Below are 22493 nucleotides of genomic sequence, written 5' to 3'. Positions count from 1 at the left end.
CGGCATCCGAAGGTGGCGCGGCCTTCAAGGAGGCCGCAGCCCTCTTCTGCACCGTTGCTCCCCTCTCCCGACCCTCGCTGACGCGAGGACCACCCTCCCCCGCAGAGGGGGGAGCCAGAGGCGGCGCGTGCCTCACGCAAACACCTCCGCCAGCGCCCGCTCCACCCGGGCGGTGGAGCCGGACTCTTCGAGCGGATTGCGGCGCAGGCGGTGGCGCAGGGCGGCCGGGGCGATGCGGCGGAGGTGGTCGTCGGTGACCGTCTCGGCGCCGTCGAGGGCGGCGAGCGCCCGGGCGGTGCGCATCAGGGTCAGCTCGCCGCGCAACCCGTCGGTGCCCAGCGCCAGGCAGAGCCGCGCCGCGCGCTCCAGGGCGGCATCCGGGACGCTCAGGGACGGCAGCCGCTCCCGCGCCAGCAGGATCTGTTTTTGGATTTTCCGCTCGTCGCCGGATCGTGCGGCGCAGAACCCCTCGGGGTCGCGCTCGTAGGCGTCGCGGGCACGCACCACGGCGATCCGGGTGGCGATGTCCTTCGGGGTCGCGACCTCGCAGGCCAGCCCGAACCTGTCGAGGAGCTGCGGGCGCAACTCCCCCTCCTCCGGGTTGCCGGAGCCCACCAGCACGAACCGCGCCGGGTGGCGCAGCGATAACCCCTCGCGCTCGACGGTGTTGACGCCGGAGGCCGCCACGTCAAGCAGCAGGTCCACGAGGTGGTCCTCCAGGAGATTCACTTCGTCAATATACAAAAAACCGCGGTTGGCCCGGGCGAGCAGCCCCGGCTCGAACGCCTTCACCCCGGCGCCGAGCGCCCGCTCCAGGTCGAGGGTGCCGACCACCCGGTCCTCGGTAGCCCCCAGCGGCAGGTCCACCACCGGCACCGGTTTCTTTTCGGACTTTTTCCGCGCGCCCGGCAGGCTCGCGCAGTGGGGGCAGCTCTCCGCTGGGCTGTCGGGATCGCAATTGTACGGGCAGCCGACCACCGCCCGCATCGGCGGCAGCAGGGCGGCGAGCGCCCGGATCGCCGTGGACTTGCCGGTGCCGCGGTCGCCGAAGACCAGCACGCCGCCGACCGCCGGGTCCACCGCGGCGATCAGCAGCGCCTGGCGCATCTCGTCCTGGGCGACGATGGCCGAGAAGGGGAAGGTGGGCACGCAGAACTCACACTGTGCCCCCTCTCCTCCCCCTTGCGGGGAGGAGCCGGAGGTGGGGGTGGCGCAGGATAGGTCGAAGCGGTGCCATCTGCACCACCCCCACCCCTACCCCTCCCCGCAAGGGGGAGGGAAGAGCGCCCTACTCCGCCGCCTTCTGCCGGAGCCCGATCCGCCCCCAGATCGTGGCGAGCGCCTCGACGAGATGCCCGATATCGGCATCCGTGTGCAGCGGCGACGGGGTGATCCGCAGGCGCTCGGTGCCCCGGGCGACGGTGGGGTAGTTGATCGGCTGCACGTAGATGCCGAACTCGTCGAGCAGGGTGTCGGAGATCCCCTTGCAGAGCACGGGATCGCAGACCATCACCGGCACGATGTGGCTGTCGTTGGGCATGGTCGGGATGTCGGCGGCCTCGAGCGCCTGCCGGACCTTCGCCACGCGCTCCTGATGCCGGGCGCGCTCGGCGCCGCTCGCCTTCAGGTGGCGGATCGAGGCCGCCGCGCCCGCCGCCACCGCGGGCGGCAGGGATGTCGTGAAGATGAAGCCCGAGGCGAAGCTGCGCACGAAATCGCAGAGCTTCTCCGAGGCCGTGATGTAGCCGCCATGCACCGCGAACGCCTTGCCCAGGGTGCCCTCGATCACGTCGAGCCGATGGGCGACGCCGTCGCGCTCCGAGATGCCGCCGCCCCGGGCCCCGTACAGGCCGACCGCGTGGACCTCGTCCAGGTAGGTCAGCGCCCCGTGGGCCTCGGCCACGTCGCAAATCTCGGCGATGGGGGCGATGTCGCCGTCCATCGAGTAGACCGACTCGAACGCCACCAGCTTCGGCCGTGCCGGGTCGATGAGCGCGAGCTTCCGGTTCAGGTCCTCCGGGTCGTTGTGGCGGAAGATGTGGCGCTCGGCCCGGGAGAAGCGGATGCCCTCGATCATCGAGGCGTGGTTCTCAGAATCTGAGAAGACCGCGCAGTTCGGCAGCCGCGAGGCCAGGGTCCCGAGTGCTGCCCAGTTCGACACGTAGCCGGAGGTGAACAGGAGCGCCGCCTCCTTGCCGTGGAGGTCGGCGAGCTCCTGCTCCAGGAGCACGTGGTAGTGGTTGGTCCCCGAGATGTTGCGGGTGCCGCCGGCGCCGGCGCCGCAGCGGTCGATCGCCTCGTGCATCGCCCCGGTGACGGTTGGGTGCTGGCCCATGCCGAGATAATCGTTGGAGCACCAGACCGTCACGGGCCGCGTGCCGCCGCCATGGTGGTGGGTGGCGTGGGGAAAGTTGCCGGCGTGCCGCTCGAGGTCGGTGAAGACCCGGTAGCGCCCCTCCCGGTGGAGACCGGCGATCTCGCCTTCGAAGAAGGTCTCGTAATCCATGTCGCCTCTCCCCGAATAAACCCTGCGGGTTGATCCCGCCTGTGACACCGGATTTCGCACGAGACCAATTCCAGATTGGTGGACATGCGTCGTCCGGCTGCGATCCCTCGACCTAAACGTGATCCGGCGGTCTCGCCGCTTCCCCGGACGCCCGGGCCGGCAGGCTCCAGCGCCACAGCTCCGCCGAGGGCAGCGGCAGCATCAGGAACCAGTGCTCCAGGGTGGCGAGCGCCGTCAGCGTCGCCAGGACCGTGAAGCCGATCAATTCGTGCTCCAGCAGGTCGGCGCCCAGGGCCGCGCGGCCCAGCAGCGCCGCCGCGAGGGTCCCGAGGCTGACCGAGACCGGGAACAGCAGGTTCATCGGCTTCCGGGACAGATAGCAGGCCAGGTAGCCGAGATGGTCCGGCAGGAACTCGGCGTGGAGGTTGCGCACGCCCAGGAACAGGTTGAGCCGCGCCGAGAGGTTCATCACCACCAGGGCGCCGTAAGTCCACAGGGCGAAGCGGTTGGGGCTGCCCCAGACCAGCGCCAGGATCGCCACGCCCCCGATCACGATGGCGAATTCGTGCCACAGGCTGGTGGCCAGCGCCGCCAGGAACCGGTCGAACCCCCGCAGACCCGGCGCGCAGGCGGCGGGTCGCGGGCCCGACAGGAAGCCCATGTAGTAGCTCATCTCCTGCCAGCCCCAGACGACCAGGGCCGCCGTGAAGGCCGTGTAGGCCCCCGTCCCGCTCGTGTCCCCGGCGCTGGCGCGGATCGCCACCAGGGCGGCGGCGAGCAGCAGGGTCGCCCCGGCCATGCTCCACGGATGCGTCCGCCGCGGGGCGTGATCGAGCAGCAGGATCAGCCCGGTGGAGAACCACCAGAGCAGCACCGCGTAGAGCATCGGGGTTGCGAAGGTCGCCATCCTACCAGACCGGCTGGAGGCGGATGTCGGCCGGCAGGGCGTTGGCCTTGACCGGCAGCAGGTAGAGCCGGACGAAGGTCGCGGCCGCCCGGAGGATCTGGATGCCGTGCAGGACCTTGCCCACGGGACCGCCCCGGGCCTTCGCCTCGGCGATCGCCCGGGAGCAGGCGAGCAGCCGGTCGAGCCCCGACTTGAACTTCGGGTTGTCGAGGTCGAGTTCCAGCGGGAACGTCTGCTTCGAGATCTCCGAGGTGATCCGGAACACCTTGAAATCGTAGTCGCTGGGATCGACCCCCAGCGCCTTGTGGAAGGCCGGGCGGTGATGGTCGCGCACGTACATCGTGGCGAAGACCGCGAGCAGGAAGAACCGGATCCAGAAGCGGTTCACGCCGCTCGTGAGCTTCGGGTTCGCCCGCATCAGCAGGGCGAAGGCCTCGCCGTGGCGGAACTCGTCGTTGCACCACAGCTCGAACCACTTGAAGATCGGGTGGATTCGCCGCTCCGGATGCCGCTCCAGCTCGCGGAAGATGGTGATGTAGCGGGCGTAGCCGATCTTCTCCGAGAGGTAGGTCGCGTAGAAGATGAATTTCGGCCGGAAGAACGTGTATTTTTTGGACTTGGTCAGGAATCCCAGGTCCACGCCGATGCCGAAATCCTTGAGCGTGTCGTTGATGAAGCCGGCGTGGCGCGCCTCGTCCCGGCTCATGAAGCCGAACAACTCTTTGATGTCTTTGTTCTTGGCGCGTTTTCTCATCTCGGCATAGAGCACGCAGCCCGAAAATTCCGCGGTGATCGAAGACACCAGAAAATCCAAAAACTCCTTCCGCAGCTCGGGCTCCATCTGCGACAGGTCGCAGTCGAACTCGGCGTTGCGGGTGAAGTGGCGCTTGTTCGGGTCGGCGCGCAGCTCGGCGATGAGCAGATCCCAGTCGCGCCGCACCGGCTCGACGTTCGTCCGGTCGAGCTCGACGAAATCCGTGGTGTAGAAGCGCGGGCTGAGGAACGTCGTCTCCTGCGCAGCCTTGGTCGATTCGTTGACCGGGGCCTTCGGGACGGGCTGGCCTGAGAGCGGTGCGACGGGTGCGTTCACAGCTTCCTCCGCTCGGAAAAGCTGACCTCGTAGAGTTCGGTCAGTTCGAGATGGGCGATGAGCTTGGTCCAGGCCCGCTCCAGCGGGCCGGCCCGGGTGACGGTGGCGGTGCGGCGCACGGTCAGCCGTTCGCCGTAGGGCACCGCGGTCGGCGCGTCGTGGACCTGGACTTCGTCGCCGGGCTCGATCTCGAATCCGGCATCCAGGGTGACGTGGGCGTGCAGGCTCTCGGGAGTCTGCTCGATCTCCACGGTGCAGGGCACGGTGACGGTGCGGCTGCCGAACAGGGCCATCAGCGCAGCTCCGTGACGGGGCCGGCCTGCCCGGGCAGCAGCCGCGCGAAGGCCCCGGCATTGGTCGGCCCGAAGGCCTCCAGCGGAACTTGACGGCCGGTGGCCTCGTCGGCCAGCGACAGGCGGCCATCATCGTAGCGGGTCAGGCTGAAGGGCTGGTCCGGGCCGAGGCCGCCGCGCTGGCGGGCCTGGGCGAGGCCGCGCAGCGTCCCGCGCAAAAAGCCGTCCTCGCCCGGGCGGATCCAGGCGACGATCTGCCGGTCGGCGACGTTGCGCAGGGCGATGGAGCCATCGACCTGATCCTCGGCGCGGAATTCGAGCCGCGCCACCGGCTTGGCGGGCGGCAGGGCGACGAGGCCGACCCCCTCGCTCCGGCCGATCAGGACCGCGAGCATGCTGAAGCCCATCAGCGCCCCGGCACCAATCATCAGCAGGGCCGGCGCCGGACCCGCCACGGGGCGTCCGGTGACGGCCCGTGCCGTGGCTCGGCCGGCGTTCTTCGCCTGCTCGCCCATTGCCCCCTCCCTACTCGGCCGCGACGAGGCGGCCGGGATTCTCGTCCACTCGGCCCATACGGGCGACCCGAACCGGAGGCGCGGTGCCGTCGGCATGGGCTTCGAGCGCCCGCGCCAGCAACGCCGCCACCGCCTCCGCACCCGGGACGGAGCGCAGCATGGGCTCCGTTCGGGTGAGATGCCAGGGCCGGGCATGCGGCCAGAGCTGAAGGTAGGCTATACGCGTACCCGGCCGCAACCGTAGAGGCAGATCGCCGCTGCCATCCGTGAAGGCGCGCAGGGCCGCGCCGTCGACCTGGGCGAAGGGCAGGTTGTGGGTCACCGGCAGGGCGATGCCGGTCTGCAGCACGATGCGGCGGTTGGTCACCGTGTAGAGCGTCGCCCGGTGGGTGAGCCACGCGAGCACCCAGAGCAGCACGACGGCGGCGCCGCCGGTCAGGAGGGTCGGTCCCAGCACCCTCAGCGCGGCCCCGGGCGAGCCGGCGGCGAGGCCGAAGGCCAGGGCGCAGGCGGTGAACCACGCGATCACCAGGCGGGCGTGGAACACCCGTACCAGCAGACCCGTGGTGGTGGGCGCCCCCTGCCACAGGATGCGCTCGCCCGCCGGGAGCGGGCCGGGCAGCCCCCGCAGGGTGCCCTCGGGGAGGAAATCGCCGCTCATATCAGGGGCTCCGCGCGGGCCGGGGTGGCGTAGAGCGTGCCGGCGCCGAAATACGAGACGATCCGCTCCTCCTCCAGGAAGGTGACGCTGTCGGGATCGCGGGTCGCGGGGATGTCGGCGAACTGGCTGGCCAGCAGCGCCTCGGTCTTCACCGTCTTGGTGAAGCCACCCGCCCGGCAGAAGGTGGTCGGCATCAGCCGGCGGCCGCCGGTCGTGAGTTCCACCTCGTAGTAGCGGATCAGCGATTCGCCGCGGTCCACCCAGACGTCGCTGACGACGCCCGCCACGCCGTTGTCGGTGCCGAACACGGTCATGCCGATCGGGTTCGGGCCGTCCTCGTGCACGACGAAGTTCGTCGCCACCCGCAGGGGTACGATCCGGATCTCGTTGTCCCAGGTCCTGTCGTGCACATCGTGCCGCAGCACCCAGGAACCGGGGCCGACGCCGGCCTGGAGGGAGGACTCCGTCCGCTCGTAGGGGGCGCCCGGCCAGGGCTCGACCTTGCGGGCGGGGATGCCGGTCTCGATGTCGTCGCGGCCATGCACCGCCTGGGGCGCGTAGGTGGTCTCCCCGCCCGGCAGGTGGAAGGCCTTGGAGCGCGGGATCAGGAACGGGTCCGTGGTCTTGCGCAGCCCGACCGCCTCGTTCTCCAGCGGGTAACCCTCCCGGCGGTCCTCGCGGCGCAACCAGAAGACCAGTCCCGCGAAGAACAGGAAAAAGGCGTAGAGCACGACCTGGGCGACGTCGACGTAACCCGTAAGTGCGCCGGTTGGCATGGCTGACCTCCCCGTCTCTCAGGCCGCTCGGCCGGCAAGCTCGCCGGCGATGCGGTCTCGAACCTCTGCACGCGCGTCCTCACGCACCAGCGGCCCGAGCGCGAGGAGCGCGGCGAACAGCAGGGCGATCTCGATGTGGTAGACGATCAGATAGCCGATGGCCGGCTCGTTCATGCCCTCGCCGAGCACCCCCGACTGGGCGATGGCGCCACCGACGTCGCGCACGAGGCCGCTCGCCGCGATCGAGAGCCCGGCGGCGGTCGCCTGGACGGCGCCCCAGGCGCCGAGCGCGAGCCCGGTATCCTCCGGGCCGGCGCGGTTCATCGAGGCGGTGAGCGTGCCGTGGGCGAACAGGCCGCCCCCGAGCCCGATCAGGCTGACGCCGGCCGCGAACAGGTCGGCCGAGGCCAGCGGCGCGGCGAAGACCACCGCCGAGAAGGCCAGGATGCCGATCCCGACGCCCACCGCCGAGACCCGGAACGGATCGCCGCCGCGCCCGAGCCAGCGGGCCGCGACCAGCAGACCGAGGCCGCCGCCGGCGGCGAGCAGCGCGGTCAGCGCCGTGGTGGCGCCCACCGACAGATGCAGGATCTGGCCGCCATAGGGCTCCAGCAGGATGTCCTGCATGGAGAAGCCTGCCGTGCCGAGCCCGATCGCCACGAGGCGCCGCCGGGCGGTGCCCTGCCCGGCATAGGCCTGCCAGGAGGCGCGGAAGTCGCGCTGCGGCGCCTCCCGGGTGCGGTGGGGATCGCGGGGCTCCTGCTTCCACAGGGCAAGCCCGTTGAGGATGATGGTGACCAGGGCCGCGCCCTGGATCACCTGGATCAGCCGCACCGGCGAGAAGTGGGCGAGGAACAGACCGAACAGCACGGCGCTCGCCATCATGCCGAACAGGAGCGCCGCGCAGAGCAGAGCGACCACCTTCGGCCGTGCATGCGCCGGGGCGAGGTCTGTGGCGAGCGCGAGGCCCACGGTCTGGGTGGTGTGCAGCCCGGCGCCGACCAGCAGGAAGGCCAGAGCCGCCGCCACGTCCCCGACCCAGAGCGGCCCGGTGGTGTCGCCCGACAGGATGAGCAGGGCGAAGGGCATGATCGCCAGCCCGCCGAACTGGAGCAGCGTGCCGAACCAGATGTAGGGCACCCGCCGCCAGCCCAGCACCGAGCGGTGCGTGTCCGACCGGAAGCCGACGAGCGCCCGCAACGGGGCGAAGATCAGCGGCAGCGCCAGCATCATGGCGACGATCCAGGCCGGCACGCCGAGCTCGACGATCATCACCCGGTTGAGCGTTCCGATCAGCAGCACCGCCGCCATGCCGACGGTGACCTGGAACAGGGCGAGCCGGAGCAGGCGCCCCAGCGGCAGCTCGACCGTGGCGGCATCCGCGAAGGGCAGGATCGCCGGGCCGAGGCGCATGAGGGCGCGGGTCAGCTTTTTCGAGGCGGCGGTCATGATCGCACCCCGGTCGCCGCCGCACCCCCTCCCCCCTCAGCGGGGGAGGGTGGCCCCTGCGTCAGCAGGGGTCGGGAGAGGGGAGCGACGGTTCCGAAAAGATCACGCTCGGAGCCCAAACCCGCAACGTCGCGCTGCCCCTCTCCCCCCCTGCTGCGCAGGGTCCCCTCCCCCGCAGAGGGGGGAGGGGAAGAGCGCGTCAGCGCGATCGCGTTCGACAGGTAGAAGCCGCTGTTGATCCGGTGACTCCCCGCCCAGGCGAAGCCGTCGAGCGCCCGTTCGGACGACATCCGCCGCCGCAATCCGCCTTCGGTCACCGGCACGATCGCGGGCGAGCGGTCGCCGCGGGGAAAGAACTTGCCGGCGGCGTGCATCACGGTCAGCAGGGCGGTGCGCGGCGCCACGGTGAACAGCACCGAGCCGTCCGTGCGCGCGCCCAGCACCGCCAGCGCCCGGGCGATGTCGGCGGCGCGGTAATGGATCAGTGAATCCATCGCCACCACGTGGTCGAAGCGGCCGAGCCCCGGGTCGAGCATGTCGCCGACGCGGAAGTCGATGCCGCCGGGGCCCGGGATCGCCGGCAGGCGCTCCCGGGCGAGGTCGACCAGGGTCGGCGAGACGTCGATGGCCACCACCTCGGCCCCGCGCCGCGCCGCCTCGACGCTCAGCGCCCCGGTGCCGCAGCCGGCGTCCAACAGGCGCAGGCCGGTCATGTCGGTCGGGAGCCACGAGAGCAGCGTCGCCCGCATGGCGTCCCGCCCGGCCCGCACCGTGGCGCGGATCCGGCTCACCGGCGCGTCGGAGGTCAGGCGCGACCACGCCTCGACCGCGGTGCGGTCGAAGTAGGTGGTCAGTTCACCCCGGCGGGATTCGTAGCTGGCGCTGGCCATCGGTCGGATCCCAACCTCAATCGAACCCGAGGAACTCGAACAGGTCGCGGTCCTTCATGGGGATCGCCTCGCAGGGCTCGCCCCCGGCCCAGAGCGTCTCGGCGAGCCGCATGTACTCGGCGGTCACGGCATCGAGTTCCGGGGAGGAATCCATCTCGAACAGGGTCGATTTCTTGAGCCGCGAGCGGCGAACCACGTCGAGATCGGGGAAGTGGGCGAGGCGCTTCAGGCCGACGGCGTCGTTGAACCGGTCGATCTCGTCGGTCTTGGCCGAGCGGTTGGCGATGACGCCGCCGAGCCGCACCGGGTAGTTCTTCGATTTGGCGTGGATCGCCGCCACGATCCGGTTCATCGCGAAGATCGAGTCGAAGTCGTTGGCGGTGACGATCAGCGCCCGGTCGGCGTGCTGGAGCGGCGAGGCGAAGCCACCGCAGACCACGTCGCCCAGGACGTCGAACACCACGACGTCGGTATCCTCCAGGAGGTGGTGCTCCTTGAGGAGCTTCACGGTCTGGCCGACCACGTAGCCGCCGCAGCCGGTCCCGGCGGGCGGCCCGCCGGCCTCGACGCACATGACGCCGTTATAGCCCTCGACCACGAAATCCTCGACGCGCAGCTCCTCCGAATGGAAGTTCACGGCCTCCAGGGCATCGATCACGGTCGGGGCGAGGCGCTTGGTCAGGGTGAAGGTCGAATCGTGCTTGGGGTCGCAGCCGATCTGCAGCACCCGCTTGCCGAGCTTGGAGAACGCCACCGACAGGTTCGACGAGGTGGTCGACTTGCCGATGCCGCCCTTGCCGTAGACCGCGAAGACCTTGGCGGTCTCGATTTTCAGGTCCGGATCGAGGGCGACCTGGAGGCTGCCTTCTTCCTTCCGGGCGATGACCGGATTGCGAATGGCGATGTTCATGCGGCGACTCCTATGGTGACGCCTTCGAGACGGTCTTCCAGCTCCTCTTCGGCCCGGTCGAGGGCGTCACGCGTCGCCGCGTCGGGAGTCCAGAAGCCGCGCTTGTGTGCCTCGATCAGCCGTTGGGCGACCTTGGCGGAGGCGGTGGGGTTGAGGGCCGCCATGCGTTCGCGCATGGCGGGGTCGAGCACGTAGGTCTCGGTGATCCGCTCGTAGATCCAGGGCTGGACCGCGTTGGCGGTGGCCGACCAGCCGACCGTGTTGGTCAGGTGGGTCTCGATCTGGCGCACGCCCTCGTAGCCGTGGCCGAGCAGGCCCTCGTACCATTTCGGGTTGAGCATGCGGGTGCGCGTCTCCAGCGCCACCTGCTCCTCCAGGGAGCGGACGCGCCCCTCCCCGCGGGTCTGGTCGCTGATGTAGATCGGCACCGCTTCGCCGCGGGCCTTCGCCACCGCCCGGCCCATGCCGCCGAGCCCGTCGAAGTAATGGTCGACCGAGGTGACGCCGACCTCGACCGAATCGAGGTTCTGGTAGGCCATATCGACGGAGGCCAGCACCGCCTGCATCAGGGCCCGCTGCGGCGCCGGCTTGCCCGAGCGGCCATAGGCGAAGCTCTTGCGGCGCGAGAAGGTCTCGCACAGCTCGGCATCGTCGTCCCAGCTGCCCGAATCGACCAAGTGGTTGACGTTGGCCCCGTAGGCGCCCTCGGCGTTGGAGAAGACCCGCAGAGCCGCCGTCTCCAGGTCGCAGCCCTGCTCGGCCTGGATCGCCAGGGCGTGCTTCCGGACGAAGTTTTTCTCGAGGGGCTCATCCGCGCTCGCCGCGAGGAAGGACGCCTCCGCGAGAAGCTTCGTCTGGAGCGGCAGCAGATCGCGAAAAATGCCCGAGAGGGTGACCACGGCGTCGATTCGCGGGCGACCGAGGGTTTCGAGCGGGATCAGCTCGGCGCCGCTGAGCCGGCCGTAGCCGTCGAAGCGCGGGGCGGCGCCGATCAGCGCGAGGGCCTGGGCGATCGGGCCACCCTCGCTCTTGAGGTTGTCGGTGCCCCACAGGACCAGGGCGACGCTCTCCGGGCAGGGTTTCCCGTCCGCCGCGAAGCGTTCGAGGATGCGGGCCACCTGCCGGGCGCCGTCCGCCACCGCGTAGGCGGAGGGCAGGCGGTAGGGATCGAAACCGTGGATGTTGCGCCCGGTCGGCAGGATCGCGGGGTTGCGCAGCAGGTCGCCGCCGGCCACGGGTGGGATGAAGCGGCCGTCGAGCGCCCGGATCAGCGCCGGAAGTTCGTGGTCCTGCGCGAGGAGGCGGTCGGTCTCGGCCAGCGCCGTGAAGGCCGCGCGGGTCTCGGGGTCGCCGGGCAGCCCGGAGGCCGCGAAGGCCGCCTCGACGCCCTCGCCCGCGACCAGCGCGGCGATGCCGGCCGGGTCCGGCCGCAGCCCGTGCGAGGCCTCGGCCAGGGCGAGCAGCAGGTCGCCCCGCTCCTCCGCCGGTACGCCTTGCCCAACCACGTGCAGGCCGTGCGGGATCAGGGTCTGCTCCAGCTCCTGCACGGCGGACCAGAGATCCGCGACCCGGGCGCCGAGATCGCCGGTCCAGGCCGGCTCTGCCGCTACGAGATCGACGGCCGCGCCCTGCTCCTGGATCAGCCGGGCGAGGCCCTCGCGCTCGACGGCTGCCTCGAGATCGAGCCCGCGCCAGCGCTCCATGGAGCTCTTCAGGTCGAGGAGCCCGCGATAGAGGCCGGCGGTGGCCAGGCTCGGGGTCAGGTAGCTCACCAGCGTCGCGGCCGAGCGGCGCTTAGCCAGCGTCCCCTCGGACGGGTTGTTGGCGGCGTAGAGGTAGACGTTGGGCAGGGCCCCGATCATCCGCTCCGGCCAGCAGGCCTCGGACAGGCCGGTCTGCTTGCCGGGCATGAATTCGAGCGCCCCGTGGGTGCCGAAATGCAGCACGGCGTCCGCGGAGAAATCCTCGCGCAGGTAGCGGTAGAAGGCCGAGAACGCGTGGGTCGGCGCGAAGCCGCGCTCGAACAGCAGCCGCATCGGGTCGCCCTCGTAGCCGAAGGCCGGCTGCACTCCGACGAAGACGTTGCCGAACTGGGCGCCGAGCACGAACAGGTCGGCGCCGTTGGTCTGGTGGCGGCCCGGGGCGGGGCCCCACTGGGCCTCGATCTCGGCGAGATATGTCTCGCGGCGGACATGGTCCTCGGCCCGGATGCGGGCGTGGACGTTGGCCTGGGTCCCGTAGCGCTTGGCGTTGCCCTCCAGGATCGCTTCGCGCAGGGCGTCGACGCTCTCCGGGACATCCACGGCATAGCCGTCCGCCGCCAGGCCCTTCAGGGTGTTGAGCAGCGAGGCGTAGACCGAGAGGAATGCCGCCGTGCCGGTCGCGCCGGCATTGGGCGGAAAGTTGAACAGCACCACGGCGACCCGGCGTTCGGCCTTCGGGGTCCGGCGCAGGGACACCAGCCGCGCCACGCGCTCGGCCAGCCGCGCGGCCCGCTCCGGGTGAACCCGCATATCCCGGGCATTGTCGCTGCCGGAGGCGGAGGAGCGGCCGCCGAACACCATCGGCGCGGTGGCGCCGTCGAGTTCGGGGATCGCCACCATCATGGTCGCCTCGACCGGCGACAGGCCGCGCTCGCCCGTCTCCCACTGTTCGAGGGTCTGGAATTCCAGCGCCTGGGCGGCGAGGTAGGGTACGTCGAGCCGGGCCAGCATCGCCTCGGCCGCCGCCGCGTCGTTGTAGGCGGGGCCGCCGACCAGCGAGAACCCGGTGAGGGACACGAGGGCGTCGATGCTGGCGCGCCCGTCCCGCATGAAGAAGGACTCCACCGCCGGGCGGTTGTCGAGGCCGCTGGCGAAGGCCGGCACCACGTCGAGGCCCTGCGCCTCCAGGGCCGCGATGACGCCGTCGTAATGGGCGGTGTTGCCGGCGAGCACGTAGCTGCGCATCACCAGCAGCCCGACGCGGCCCCGCGCGGCCGCCGAGCGCGGCAGGCGGGACGGATTCTGGCCGATCCGGCCGGGCAAGCGCGGGTGGTAGAGGCCGGTCTCGGGATAATCGAGCGGCGCGGGCGCGGCCGGCCCCTCGCGCCAGACGGCCCGCTCGCCGGCCGCGTAGCGGTGCACGAGGAAGCGCACCAGGGCGGCGACGTTCTCGTCGGAGCCGGCCAGCCAGTATTGCAGGGTCAGGAAATAGGCGCGCACGTCCTGGGCCGAGCCCGGGATGAAGCGCAGGATTTTCGGCAGCTTGCGCACGAGCGCCATCTGACGGCCGGCATTGCCCTGCTGGCCGGGCTTGCCGCGCAGCTTCTTGAGGAAGTCGAGGGCGCTGCGCTTGGTGCCGCTCATGTCGAAGCGGCCTAGCTTGGTCGTCTTCACCACCTCGCTCGCCGACATGCAGCCGACCATCGCGTCGCAGGCGTCGCGCCGGGCGGCGAGCGCCGGCAAGATCGCCCGGACATGCTCGTCCATGAACAGCATGGCCGAGAGCACGATGTCGGCCTGCGCGATGTCGCTGCGGCAGGCGTCGAGGGACGCGGGATCGGTGTCCCACTCGGCCGCGGCGTGGAAATCGAGCACCAGCCCCGGCATCTCGGCGCGCAGGCGCAGGCGCGCCCGCTCGACCGCGCTGGCCAGGTGGTTGTCGAGGGTGACGATGACGACGCGGATCGGCGGTCGACGCGTCGCGCCGGCCTCGCGTCCGGGGGGGAGCGCTCTAGCGGCCATAATGCGCCTTGGCGTCGTAGAGGGTTTCGAGGGTGATGAGCGGCAGCCGCCGCTCACGGGCGAACTTCTCCGTGTTGCTGCGCGCTTTGCCGCGCACGAAGAACGGGATTTTCCTCAGCTCTTTCTCGGCTTCGGGCGCCCAGGGAGCGGTCGTGATCACGACAGGCTCGTCCAGGAGGATCGGGGCGGGCGCCGACGGAGCGGCCGGTTCCGCGACCTCGGCGGCCGCCTCGGACGAGGCCGCCCGCGCGGTTCCGCCGAGATGCGAGGGCCCGACGCCGTCGTGGAATTCCGGGTCCTCCCGGAACATGCCGAGCAGGTGCTCCTCCAGGCCCATCATCAGCGGATGGACCAGGGTGTCGAACAGGACGTTGGCGCCCTCGAAACCCATCTGCGGGGCGTAGCGAGCCGGGAAATCCTGGACGTGGACCGGGGCGGAGATCACCGCGCAGGGGATGCCCAGCCGCTTGGCGACGTGGCGCTCCATCTGGGTGCCGAGGACGAGTTCCGGGGCGGCCGCGCGGATCGCGGCCTCGACGTCGAGGTAGTCGTCGGTGATCAGCGCCTCGATCCCGTGCTCGGCCGCCTCGGCGCGGATCTCCCGGGCGAATTCGCGGCTGTAGGTGCCGAGGCCGACCACCGTGAAGCCGAGTTCCTGGGCCGCCACCCGGGCGATGCCGAGGGCGTGGGTCGCATCCCCGAACACGAAGACGCGCTTGGCCGTGAGGTAGGTCGAGTCGACCGAGCGGCTGTACCAGGGCAGGCGTGAGCCGGGGCCGTCGAGGACAGGCGCCGGATCGACGCCGGCGAGGCCCGCCACCTCGGTGACGAAGCGGCGCGTTCCGCCGACGCCGAGCGGGATCGCCTGCGTGAACGGCTGCCCGAAGGCCTTCTTGAGGTATTCGGCGGCGGCCCGGGCGGTCTCCGGGTAGAGCACGACGTTGAAGTCGGCGTCCTTGAGCCGTCCGAGATCGGCGGGGGATGCGCCGAGCGGGGCCACGACGTTGACGTCGATGCCCAGCGCGTCGAGCAGCCGGCGGATCTCGATCAGGTCGTCCCGGTGGCGGAAGCCGAGGGCTGTCGGCCCGAGGAGGTTGCAGAGCGGGCGCCGGCCCGGCTCCCGCGGCTGGCGCGGGGCGGGTGCCCCGGCGAGCGCCCGCACCAGGCGGTAGAAGGTCTCGGAGGCGCCCCAGTTCTCCTTCTTCTGGTAGGCGGGCAGCTCCAGCGGGATCACCGGGATCGGCAGGTCGAGGGCCTTGGCCAGGCCGCCCGGATCGTCCTGGATCAATTCGGCGGTGCAGGAGGCGCCGACGATCATCGCCTGGGGCCGGAAGCGCGCGTAGGCGGCCGCCACCGAGGTCTTGAACAGCTCGGCCGTGTCGCGGCCGAGATCCTGGGCGCGGAAGGTCGTGTAGGTGACGGGCGGGCGGGCATCGCGCCGCTCGATCATCGTGAACAGCAGGTCCGCGTAGGTGTCGCCCTGCGGCGCATGCAGCACGTAGTGCAGCCCGGTCATCGCGGTGGCGACCCGCATGGCGCCGATATGGGGCGGACCCTCGTAGGTCCAGAGGGTGAGCTGCATGGCCCTACACCTCCAGCAGCGCGCGGCGCCGGAGCGGGCGCGCGAACAATTCGGCGAGGTCGCCGGCCTGCTCGTAGCCCTGCACGGGCGTGAACAGCAGCTCGATCGACCACTTCGTCGAGAGGCCCTCGGCCTCCAGCGGGTTGGCGAGGCCGAGGCCGCAGACCGTGAGGTCGGGACGGGCCGCCCGGCAGCGGTCCATCTGGTCGTCGAGGCTCTGGCCCTCGGTCACCCGGGTGCCGGCGGGGAGCCACGCGATCTCGGCGGCGAGATGGCCTTGGTGCAGGTAGGGGGTCCCGACCTCCACGAGCGCGGCGCCGAGTTCCCGGGCGAGGAACCGGGCGAGCGGCACTTCGAGCTGCGAATCGGGGAAGAAGAACACCCGCTTGCCGGCGAGTTTTTCGCGATGGGGCGCGAGCGCGGTCTCGGCCCGGGCGCGGCCGGCGGCGGTCGCCGCCGCGAATGTCTCGTCGGCGACTCCGAACGCGTCGGCTGCCGCCCGCAGCCAGCCGGTGGTGCCCTCGGCGCCGAGCGGGAACGGGGCGGCGAGCCGGTGCGCGCCGCGCTCGTCGAGGGCACGGGCGGTGTCGGCCAGGAACGGCTGGGCCAGCAGGTAGCGGGTGCCGCGCCCCACCGCCGGCATCGCACCGGCACGACGGGCCGGGAGGAAGCGGACATCCGCGATTCCCATCGCGGAGAAGATGCGGAGGAACTGGTCCTCGACCACGTCGGCGAGCGCGCCCACGATCAGCAGCGACGGCGCGGCCTCGGCCGGCGCCCGGGGCAGTTCCGGCACCAGGGCGGCGAGGCAGGCATCCTCGCCCTGCGTGAACGTCGTCTCGATGCCGGAGCCCGAGTAGTTCAGCACCCGCACCGGCGCGAGTCGCCCCGAGAGCCGCTGCGCCGCCCGGGACAGGTCGAGCTTGATCACCTCGGACGGGCAGGAGCCCACCAGGAACAGGAGCTTGATGTCCGGCCGGCGCTCGATGAGGCGGGTGACGACCCGGTCGAGCTCCTCGTTGGCGTCGGCGATTCCCGCGAGGTCGCGCTCGTCGATGATCGCGGTGGCGAATCGCGGCTCGGCGAAGATCATCACGCCGGCGGCCGACTGGATCAGGTGCGCGCAGGTCCGTGAGCCGACCACCAGGAAGAACGCGTCCTGGATCTTCCGGTGCAGCCAGACGATGCCGGTGAGCCCGCAGAACACCGCGCGCTGCCCGTGCTCCTGGTGCAGGTCGATGCCACCGCAGGCCTCGGCGTCCCGGGCGGTCTGGCGCGGCAGGGGCGCGTTCATGACAGCGCCTCCGCGAGGCGCGGCGCCCCGGTGCCCGTGCCCTGCAGGCGGGCGGCCCGCAGCTTCAGCACGAACTGGCCGGCATTCACCACGTAGGTGGCGTAGGCCGTGAGCGCGAGCATGAGCAGGGCCCGCTCACCGAGGGCGCCGGTGGCCAGCGCCGCGAGGTAGGCCGTGTGGAGCGCCAGCACCAGCATGCTGACCACGTCCTCCCAGAAGAAGGCCGGCGCGAACAGCCAGCGGTCGAACACCGCCTTCTCCCAGATCGAGCCGGTGATCATGATCGCGTAGAGCGCCAGGGTCTTGACCACGACGGAGATCTCGGCGGCGAGCGGGCTCTCGCCGGTGGCCAGGGTGCGCAGCACCAGGACGAGGCTCACCAGGAAGACCGCGAATTGCAGCGGGGCCAGCACGCCCTGAACCAGGGTCCAGGGCGTGGCGTCGCGCCGGCGCCGTTCGGCAGGCGTGTAGAGCGGTCGTGCCGGCCGGTCCTCGGGACCCATGCATCCGCCCCCTGTTTCTCGGCGGCGCCTGAGGCCCCGTCCCTGGCAGAGGCTAGGGCGTCGGGTCCGGAAGTGTCAAGTGCGCTTGACGCTCGCGGTGTATGACAGTGGGGCGAAAATTTTTCTTGGTCTAAGATGATTGCCAAGATCGCCAGGAAGCGTATCGTCTGGCTCGAGAGCAGACAGTCCGGTGACTTGGCACATCAGATCCGGGACTGAGGAAGTCGAAGACTAGACGGGCCCGCAGTCCCGCATCCGATGTGTGAGCGCAGCTGCCGGTTTTTCGAGCCGCGGCCGTTTCAAGGAGGGATGCCGATGGGGGACTGGAGGCATTTCGGAGCGCGCCTAGAACACGCGACATCCGGGCCGGGGTGCGGGTCCGTTGGCGATGTCGTCCCGGCATTCCGCGGCGTTTCCCGCGCCTGGTCCGCCCCCAAGCGAACCCTCAACCCCCTGCCGGACTCCCTCGCCCGGGTCGTGGAAGCCGAGATCCTGCCGCGGCTGATGCTGGCCCACCGCCCGGGCGCCGGGCGCCGGTCCCCAGTCGAGCGGACGCTGACACCGCAGGAGATCGCCGCGTTCAGCGCCCTCCTCCTGGCCCCCGGACCGGTGGATCTCGACGCCGAGGTCGACGCCCTGCTGGATGCCGGCCTGCCGCTGGCGCGGCTGCTCCTCGATCTGCTCGCCCCGGCGGCCCGGCATCTCGGGGCCCTGTGGGAGGAAGATGCCTGCGATTTCCTGGCCGTAACCGAGGCGCTCGGCCGGCTCCAGGCGATGTGCCGGCATCTCTGTTTGGAACTGGAGGACGAGGCGGTCTCCGTCTGCGGGCGCAGCGTGCTGCTGCTGCCCTGTCCCAGCGAGACCCATCGGTTCGGCCTCTCGATCGTCGCGAGCTTCTTCCGGGAGGCCGGCTGGGACGTGACCACGGCGGTGCCGGAGCCCGGACTCGATCCCCTCGACCTGCTCGCCACCGATTGGTTCGACGTGGTCGGCCTGTCGCTCTCGAGCGACGTGCTCCTGCCGGTCCTGGTCGCGACGGTGGCGGATGTGCGACGCGCCTCCCGCAACCCGGCGGTTCGTGTGCTGGTCGGCGGTCCCTATTTCGTGCGCCACGGCGGCGATGCGAGTATTGTCGGCGCCGATGCCTGCGCACTGGACGCGTGCCTCGCACCCGCCGCGGCGGAAGCTTTGCTGGACAGACAGGCCCTGGCCTGCTGAAAGGGCCCCAATCCACCTCATCACATCACGGTGATCGTGACGCTCCAGCCCCACCCCACCCCCCCAGGGCCGCTCGCGGCCCTGGACCAGGTGGCCGGCCACCTCGGCGGCGAGGCGGTCGGGCGCATCGTCGCGGCGTCTTCAGATCTGTCGCTTGTGATCGACGCCGAGGGCGTGATCCGCGACGCCTCGATCGGCGCCGATCTCGAAGCGGAGAACATCCCCGGCTGGCTGGGCCGGCGCTGGGTCGATATCGTGACCGCCGAGAGCCGGCCGAAGGTCGACGCCCTGCTGCGCGATGCCCGGCCCGAGGGCATCACCCGCTGGCGCCAGGTCAACCACCCCTCCCCCAGCGGCATCGATCTGCCGATCCGCTACGCCTCGATCCGCGCGTCGGAGGGTGGCCCGATCCTGGTGCTCGGGCGCGACATGCGGGCGGTGGCCGCGCTCCAGCGCCGCCTGATGGAGAGCCAGCAGGCTCTGGAGCGTGATTACGAGCGCCTGCGGTCCGTCGAGACCCGCTACCGGCTCCTGTTCCAGATCTCCGGCGAGCCGGTGCTGGTGGTCGATGCCGGCAACCGGCGGGTGGCGGAGGCCAACCCGGCGGCCGCGCGCCTGCTGGGTCGACCCGCCAAGCGCGTCGCCGGCCAGGACGTGATCGACCTGTTCGACGCCGTCAGCACGCGGGCGCTGGAGGCGCAGTTCGCCGCCCTGCGGGCGACCGGGCAGGCCGGGGAGGTCCGGGCCGCCCTGCCGCACGGGCGCGGCGAGGTCTCGGTCTCGGTCTCGCTGTTCCGGGGTGAGGGCGGCGCCAGCGCCCTGATGCGGCTCGTGGCCGATCCGGCCACCGTCGAGGCCGGCCCCGGCCAGGAGGCGCCCACCCGGGCGGTGATCGAGGCGATGCCCGAGGGCTTCGTGGTCACCGACTCGGCCCGCCGGATCCTCACCGCGAACGCCGCCTTCCTGGAGCTGATCCAGCTCGCCAGCGAGGGGCAGGTTCGCGGGCGCACCCTCGACCAATGGCTCGGCCGCGAGGAGACGGAGGCACAGGCCCTGTTCGCGACCCTGGTCGATCACGGCTCCGTGCGGCGCTTCGCGACCGTGATCCGCGGCGCCTACGGCGGCGTCGAGGACGTGGAGGTCGCGGCCGTCTCGGTGGCGGGCGCCCGCCCCTGCATGGGCTTCGCGATTCGGACGACCCCCCGCCGGATCCCCGAGGGGCGATTCTCCGGCGGGCGGGACGTGCCGCGCTCGGTGGAGCAGATGACCGAACTGGTCGGCCGGGTCTCGATGAAGACCCTGGTTCGCGAGACCACCGACCTGATCGAGAAGCTGTGCATCGAGGCGGCTCTGCGCATCACCCGGGACAACCGGGCCTCGGCGGCGGAGATGCTCGGGCTGAGCCGGCAGGGCCTCTACGCCAAGATGCGCCGCTACGGCGTCGGTGATCTCGATGGTCCGGTCGAGGCGGACTGATCGCCGGATACGGCCCTTCCGATTATCCCATCCCGAAGACGGGCATCCGGTGGTGCGGGGACGGATTGCCCCGATTCGCCGCCCGCGACACCACGCAGCCCGCATTCGGCCGTGGCCCCGGGATCGATCCGGATGCGCCGGCAGCGGCCCCCCACGGGCGGGGATCTCGGCGCGTCGCGGGCGCTCGGTACACCGGAACCGCGCGGGCTCTGCATATTGTATTTTGGCCCGGCGATGTATTCGACAGACAAACCAATCCGGCGATCCCGCGGTCTGTGTAAATCCAACTTGACACATGGTGGAGGGTCGCTAGCCTGACGCCATGGCCGCTACGCCCGCCCCGAGCGCAGTCATCGAGCTGCTGAAGCCGATCACGTGGTTCGCGCCGATGTGGGCGTTCGCCTGCGGGGTGATCTCGTCGGGGCAATCCACCCATGGGCAATGGCCGGTGATCGCCGCCGGGGTCCTCCTCGCCGGGCCGCTGGTCTGCGCCACCAGCCAGGCCGCCAACGACTGGTTCGACCGGCACGTCGACGCGATCAACGAGCCCGGGCGGCCGATTCCCTCCGGGCGGATCCCGGGGCGCTGGGGTCTCTATCTCGCCCTCGGTTGGACGCTGCTGTCCATGGCGGTGGCGGCCGCCCTGGGCCCCTGGATCCTCGGGGCGGCCCTGTTCGGGCTGGTCCTCGCCTGGATCTACTCCGCGCCGCCCCTGCGCCTGAAGAAGAACGGCTGGTGGGGCAACGCCGCGGTCGGGCTCTGCTACGAGGGGCTGCCCTGGTTCACCGGCGCCGCCGTGATGGCCGCCGCCCTGCCCGACCGGCGGGTGCTCGTCATCGCCCTGCTCTATTCGGCGGGCGCCCACGGCATCATGACGCTCAACGACTTCAAGTCGGTGGAGGGCGACCGGCGCATGGGCCTGCTCTCGCTGCCGGTTCAGATGGGTTCGGAGCGCGCCGCGCGCTTCGCCTGCCTGGTGATGGCCGTGCCGCAGGTCGTGGTGATCGCGCTGCTCGTCGGCTGGGCGCGGTATGGGCATGCCGGACTCGTGGCGGCGCTGCTCGTCGGCCAGCTCGCCCTGATGGTCCGGTTCCTGAAGGCCCCCCGGGAGCGGGCGGCCTGGTACAACGGCACCGGCACGACCCTCTACGTCCTCGGCATGCTGGTCGCGGCCTTCGCGCTGCGGCCGCTAGTGGGAGGGGCGTGATGGGTGAGCCCGGTTCGAGCGCGGGCCAGCGGACGCTGGGCTGGCCCCAGATCGTCCGCCTCGGTCTCGTCCAGACCGCTCTGGGCAGCGTCGTCGTGCTGATGACCGCCACCCTCAACCGGGTGATGGTGGTGGAACTCGCGCTCCCGGCCTTCGTCCCGGGCCTGCTCGTCGCCCTCCATTACGCCGTGCAGGTGCTGCGCCCGCGCTGGGGCTATGGCTCCGACCGGAGCGGCCGGCGCACTCCGTGGATCGTCGGCGGCATGGCGGCGCTCTGCCTCGGCGGGTTCGGCGCGGCCTGCGGTACCGCCCTCGCCGCTGAAAACCTCGCCCTCGGGCTGGCGCTCGCCGCCCTGTCCTTCCTGGCGGTCGGGATCGGGGTCGGGGCGGCGGGGACCTCGCTGCTCGTGCTGCTCGCGGGCGGCGTCGCGCCGGCGCGGCGCGGCGCGGCCGCCACCATCGTCTGGGTGATGATGATCGTCGGCTTCGCCGTCACGGCCCCGCTGGCGGGCCATTTCCTGGATCCGTTCTCCGGCCTGCGCCTGGTCGCGGTCTCCGGCACGGTCTCGCTCATCGCCTTCACGGTCGCCCTCCTGGCGGTGGCGGGCATCGAGCGGCGCCTGCCCGCCCGGGCGGCCGAGTCCGAGACGGCGCGACCGCCGTTTCGCGCGGTCCTGGCCCAGGTGCTCGCCGATCCCCTGGCCCGGACCTTCACGATCTTCGTGTTCGTCTCGATGCTGGCCTACAGCGGCCAGGAACTGATCCTGGAGCCCTATGCCGGCCTCGTCTTCGCCATGAGCCCCGGCGCCACCACCAAGCTCGCCGGGCTCCAGCACGGCGGGGTGCTGGCCGGGATGCTGCTGGTGGCCGGCGTGACCCTCGCGGCCCGGGGCACCCCCCTCGCCTCCCTGCGGCTCTGGATCGCCCTCGGCTGCGCCGGCTCGGCCGCCGCCCTGTTCGCGCTGGCGGCGGGTGGCGATGTGCTGCCGCTGCGGCCTTCGGTGTTCGCGTTGGGGGTCGCCAACGGCGCCTACGCGGTCGCCGCCATCGGCTCGATGATGGCTCTGGCCGGGCGCGGCGGCGAGCGCGAGCGCGGGACCCGAATGGGTGTCTGGGGCGCGGCGCAGGGCGTCGCCTTCGGGGCCGGCGGTTTTCTGGGGGCGGCCGCGGTGGATCTGGTGCGGCTGGTCACGGCCGAGCCGGTCCAGGCCTACGCCGCCGTCTTCGCCGCGGAGGGGGCGCTGTTCCTCGTCGCGGTGCTGCTGGCCCTGCGGCTCACGCCCGCCCGGACCCCGGGCCGGCGCACGATTCCACTCAATCCCCTCCTCGGCGTGAGGTGACGCGATGGCACGGTTGGATGATGGCGGTGAAGGCCGCGACGCCCTCCCTCCCCCCACTGCGGGCGGGGGTACCCTGCGAAGCAGGGGGGGAGAGGGGCGGCACGACGGAGTGGGTTTCGGCTCCCGGCTCGCCGTTTCCGGCACCGTCGCT

General features: G+C 71.4%; 19 protein-coding genes. 4 read left to right on the top strand and 15 right to left on the bottom strand.

From position 1 onward, the window contains the following. Positions 1-132: 132 nt before the first annotated feature. From bchI to bchF, 15 genes are all read right to left on the bottom strand, one after another. The gene (gene bchI / locus MKK69_RS19285; RefSeq protein WP_243970487.1) at positions 133-1149 is read right to left on the bottom strand and encodes a magnesium chelatase ATPase subunit I; all 1017 of its coding nucleotides are present in this window, start codon (positions 1147-1149) and stop codon (positions 133-135) included. Between the two features lie 139 nt (positions 1150-1288). After that, positions 1289-2506, bottom strand: coding sequence for a 5-aminolevulinate synthase (gene hemA, locus MKK69_RS19280; protein WP_243970485.1), 1218 nt, complete (start codon positions 2504-2506; stop codon positions 1289-1291). 112 nt (positions 2507-2618) lie between these two features. Next, entirely contained in the window at positions 2619-3413 is a 795-nt protein-coding gene (gene puhE / locus MKK69_RS19275; RefSeq protein ID WP_243970483.1) for a putative photosynthetic complex assembly protein PuhE, read from the bottom strand. A gap of 1 nt (position 3414) precedes the next feature. Further along, a complete protein-coding gene (gene acsF / locus MKK69_RS19270; RefSeq protein WP_243970481.1) occupies positions 3415-4503 on the bottom strand; it encodes a magnesium-protoporphyrin IX monomethyl ester (oxidative) cyclase in 1089 nt (362 codons plus the stop codon). Next, positions 4500-4796 (bottom strand): hypothetical protein, encoded by a 297-nt coding sequence (locus MKK69_RS19265; protein ID WP_243970479.1) that lies wholly within the window; start codon positions 4794-4796, stop codon positions 4500-4502. The genes acsF and MKK69_RS19265 overlap by 4 nt, the downstream gene beginning before the upstream one ends. Further along, positions 4796-5311: a photosynthetic complex assembly protein PuhC gene (gene puhC / locus MKK69_RS19260; RefSeq protein ID WP_243970477.1), complete on the bottom strand. Its 516-nt coding sequence runs from the start codon at positions 5309-5311 to the stop codon at positions 4796-4798. The genes MKK69_RS19265 and puhC overlap by 1 nt, the downstream gene beginning before the upstream one ends. A gap of 10 nt (positions 5312-5321) precedes the next feature. Continuing rightward, positions 5322-5972, bottom strand: a complete 651-nt coding sequence (gene puhB, locus MKK69_RS19255; protein WP_243970475.1) for a photosynthetic complex putative assembly protein PuhB — start codon at positions 5970-5972, stop codon at positions 5322-5324. Continuing rightward, on the bottom strand, positions 5969-6748 hold the full coding sequence (puhA, locus tag MKK69_RS19250; RefSeq protein ID WP_243970473.1) for a photosynthetic reaction center subunit H: 780 nt from the start codon (positions 6746-6748) through the stop codon (positions 5969-5971). The genes puhB and puhA overlap by 4 nt, the downstream gene beginning before the upstream one ends. An 18-nt stretch (positions 6749-6766) precedes the next feature. Then, positions 6767-8197 carry a BCD family MFS transporter gene (locus MKK69_RS19245; protein WP_243970472.1) on the bottom strand — a complete coding sequence of 477 codons (1431 nt, stop codon included), beginning with the start codon at positions 8195-8197 and terminating at the stop codon, positions 6767-6769. Then, positions 8194-9087, bottom strand: a complete 894-nt coding sequence (gene bchM, locus MKK69_RS19240; protein WP_243970470.1) for a magnesium protoporphyrin IX methyltransferase — start codon at positions 9085-9087, stop codon at positions 8194-8196. Before bchM ends, MKK69_RS19245 begins: the two co-directional genes overlap by 4 nt. Positions 9088-9103: 16 nt before the next feature. Further along, the gene (gene bchL, locus MKK69_RS19235; RefSeq protein WP_243970468.1) at positions 9104-9997 is read right to left on the bottom strand and encodes a ferredoxin:protochlorophyllide reductase (ATP-dependent) iron-sulfur ATP-binding protein; all 894 of its coding nucleotides are present in this window, start codon (positions 9995-9997) and stop codon (positions 9104-9106) included. Continuing rightward, positions 9994-13722, bottom strand: a complete 3729-nt coding sequence (locus tag MKK69_RS19230; protein ID WP_243970467.1) for a magnesium chelatase subunit H — start codon at positions 13720-13722, stop codon at positions 9994-9996. The genes bchL and MKK69_RS19230 overlap by 4 nt, the downstream gene beginning before the upstream one ends. Beyond that, positions 13712-15304: a ferredoxin:protochlorophyllide reductase (ATP-dependent) subunit B gene (gene bchB / locus MKK69_RS19225; protein WP_243970465.1), complete on the bottom strand. Its 1593-nt coding sequence runs from the start codon at positions 15302-15304 to the stop codon at positions 13712-13714. Before bchB ends, MKK69_RS19230 begins: the two co-directional genes overlap by 11 nt. A 4-nt stretch (positions 15305-15308) precedes the next feature. Then, positions 15309-16598 (bottom strand): ferredoxin:protochlorophyllide reductase (ATP-dependent) subunit N, encoded by a 1290-nt coding sequence (locus MKK69_RS19220; protein ID WP_243970463.1) that lies wholly within the window; start codon positions 16596-16598, stop codon positions 15309-15311. Further along, the gene (gene bchF, locus MKK69_RS19215; protein WP_243970461.1) at positions 16595-17101 is read right to left on the bottom strand and encodes a 2-vinyl bacteriochlorophyllide hydratase; all 507 of its coding nucleotides are present in this window, start codon (positions 17099-17101) and stop codon (positions 16595-16597) included. Before bchF ends, MKK69_RS19220 begins: the two co-directional genes overlap by 4 nt. Before the next feature lie 315 nt (positions 17102-17416). Between bchF and MKK69_RS19210 the strand changes: the two genes are divergently transcribed. From MKK69_RS19210 to MKK69_RS19195, 4 genes are all read left to right on the top strand, one after another. Beyond that, on the top strand, positions 17417-18319 hold the full coding sequence (locus MKK69_RS19210; RefSeq protein ID WP_243970459.1) for a B12-binding domain-containing protein: 903 nt from the start codon (positions 17417-17419) through the stop codon (positions 18317-18319). Between the two features lie 30 nt (positions 18320-18349). Next, positions 18350-19795: a transcriptional regulator PpsR gene (gene ppsR / locus MKK69_RS19205; RefSeq protein ID WP_243970457.1), complete on the top strand. Its 1446-nt coding sequence runs from the start codon at positions 18350-18352 to the stop codon at positions 19793-19795. A 322-nt stretch (positions 19796-20117) separates the two neighbouring features. After that, a complete protein-coding gene (gene chlG / locus MKK69_RS19200; RefSeq protein WP_243970455.1) occupies positions 20118-21002 on the top strand; it encodes a chlorophyll synthase ChlG in 885 nt (294 codons plus the stop codon). Then, a complete protein-coding gene (locus tag MKK69_RS19195; RefSeq protein ID WP_243970454.1) occupies positions 21002-22342 on the top strand; it encodes a BCD family MFS transporter in 1341 nt (446 codons plus the stop codon). Before chlG ends, MKK69_RS19195 begins: the two co-directional genes overlap by 1 nt. The last annotated feature ends 151 nt before the right edge of the window (positions 22343-22493 follow it).

The sequence above is a fragment of the Methylobacterium sp. J-026 genome (genome assembly GCF_022829585.1).
Classification (GTDB): Bacteria; Pseudomonadota; Alphaproteobacteria; order Rhizobiales; family Beijerinckiaceae; genus Methylobacterium.
The sequence above is the reverse complement of the archived record's forward strand: the minus strand, read 5'-3'. Positions and strand labels throughout refer to the sequence as shown.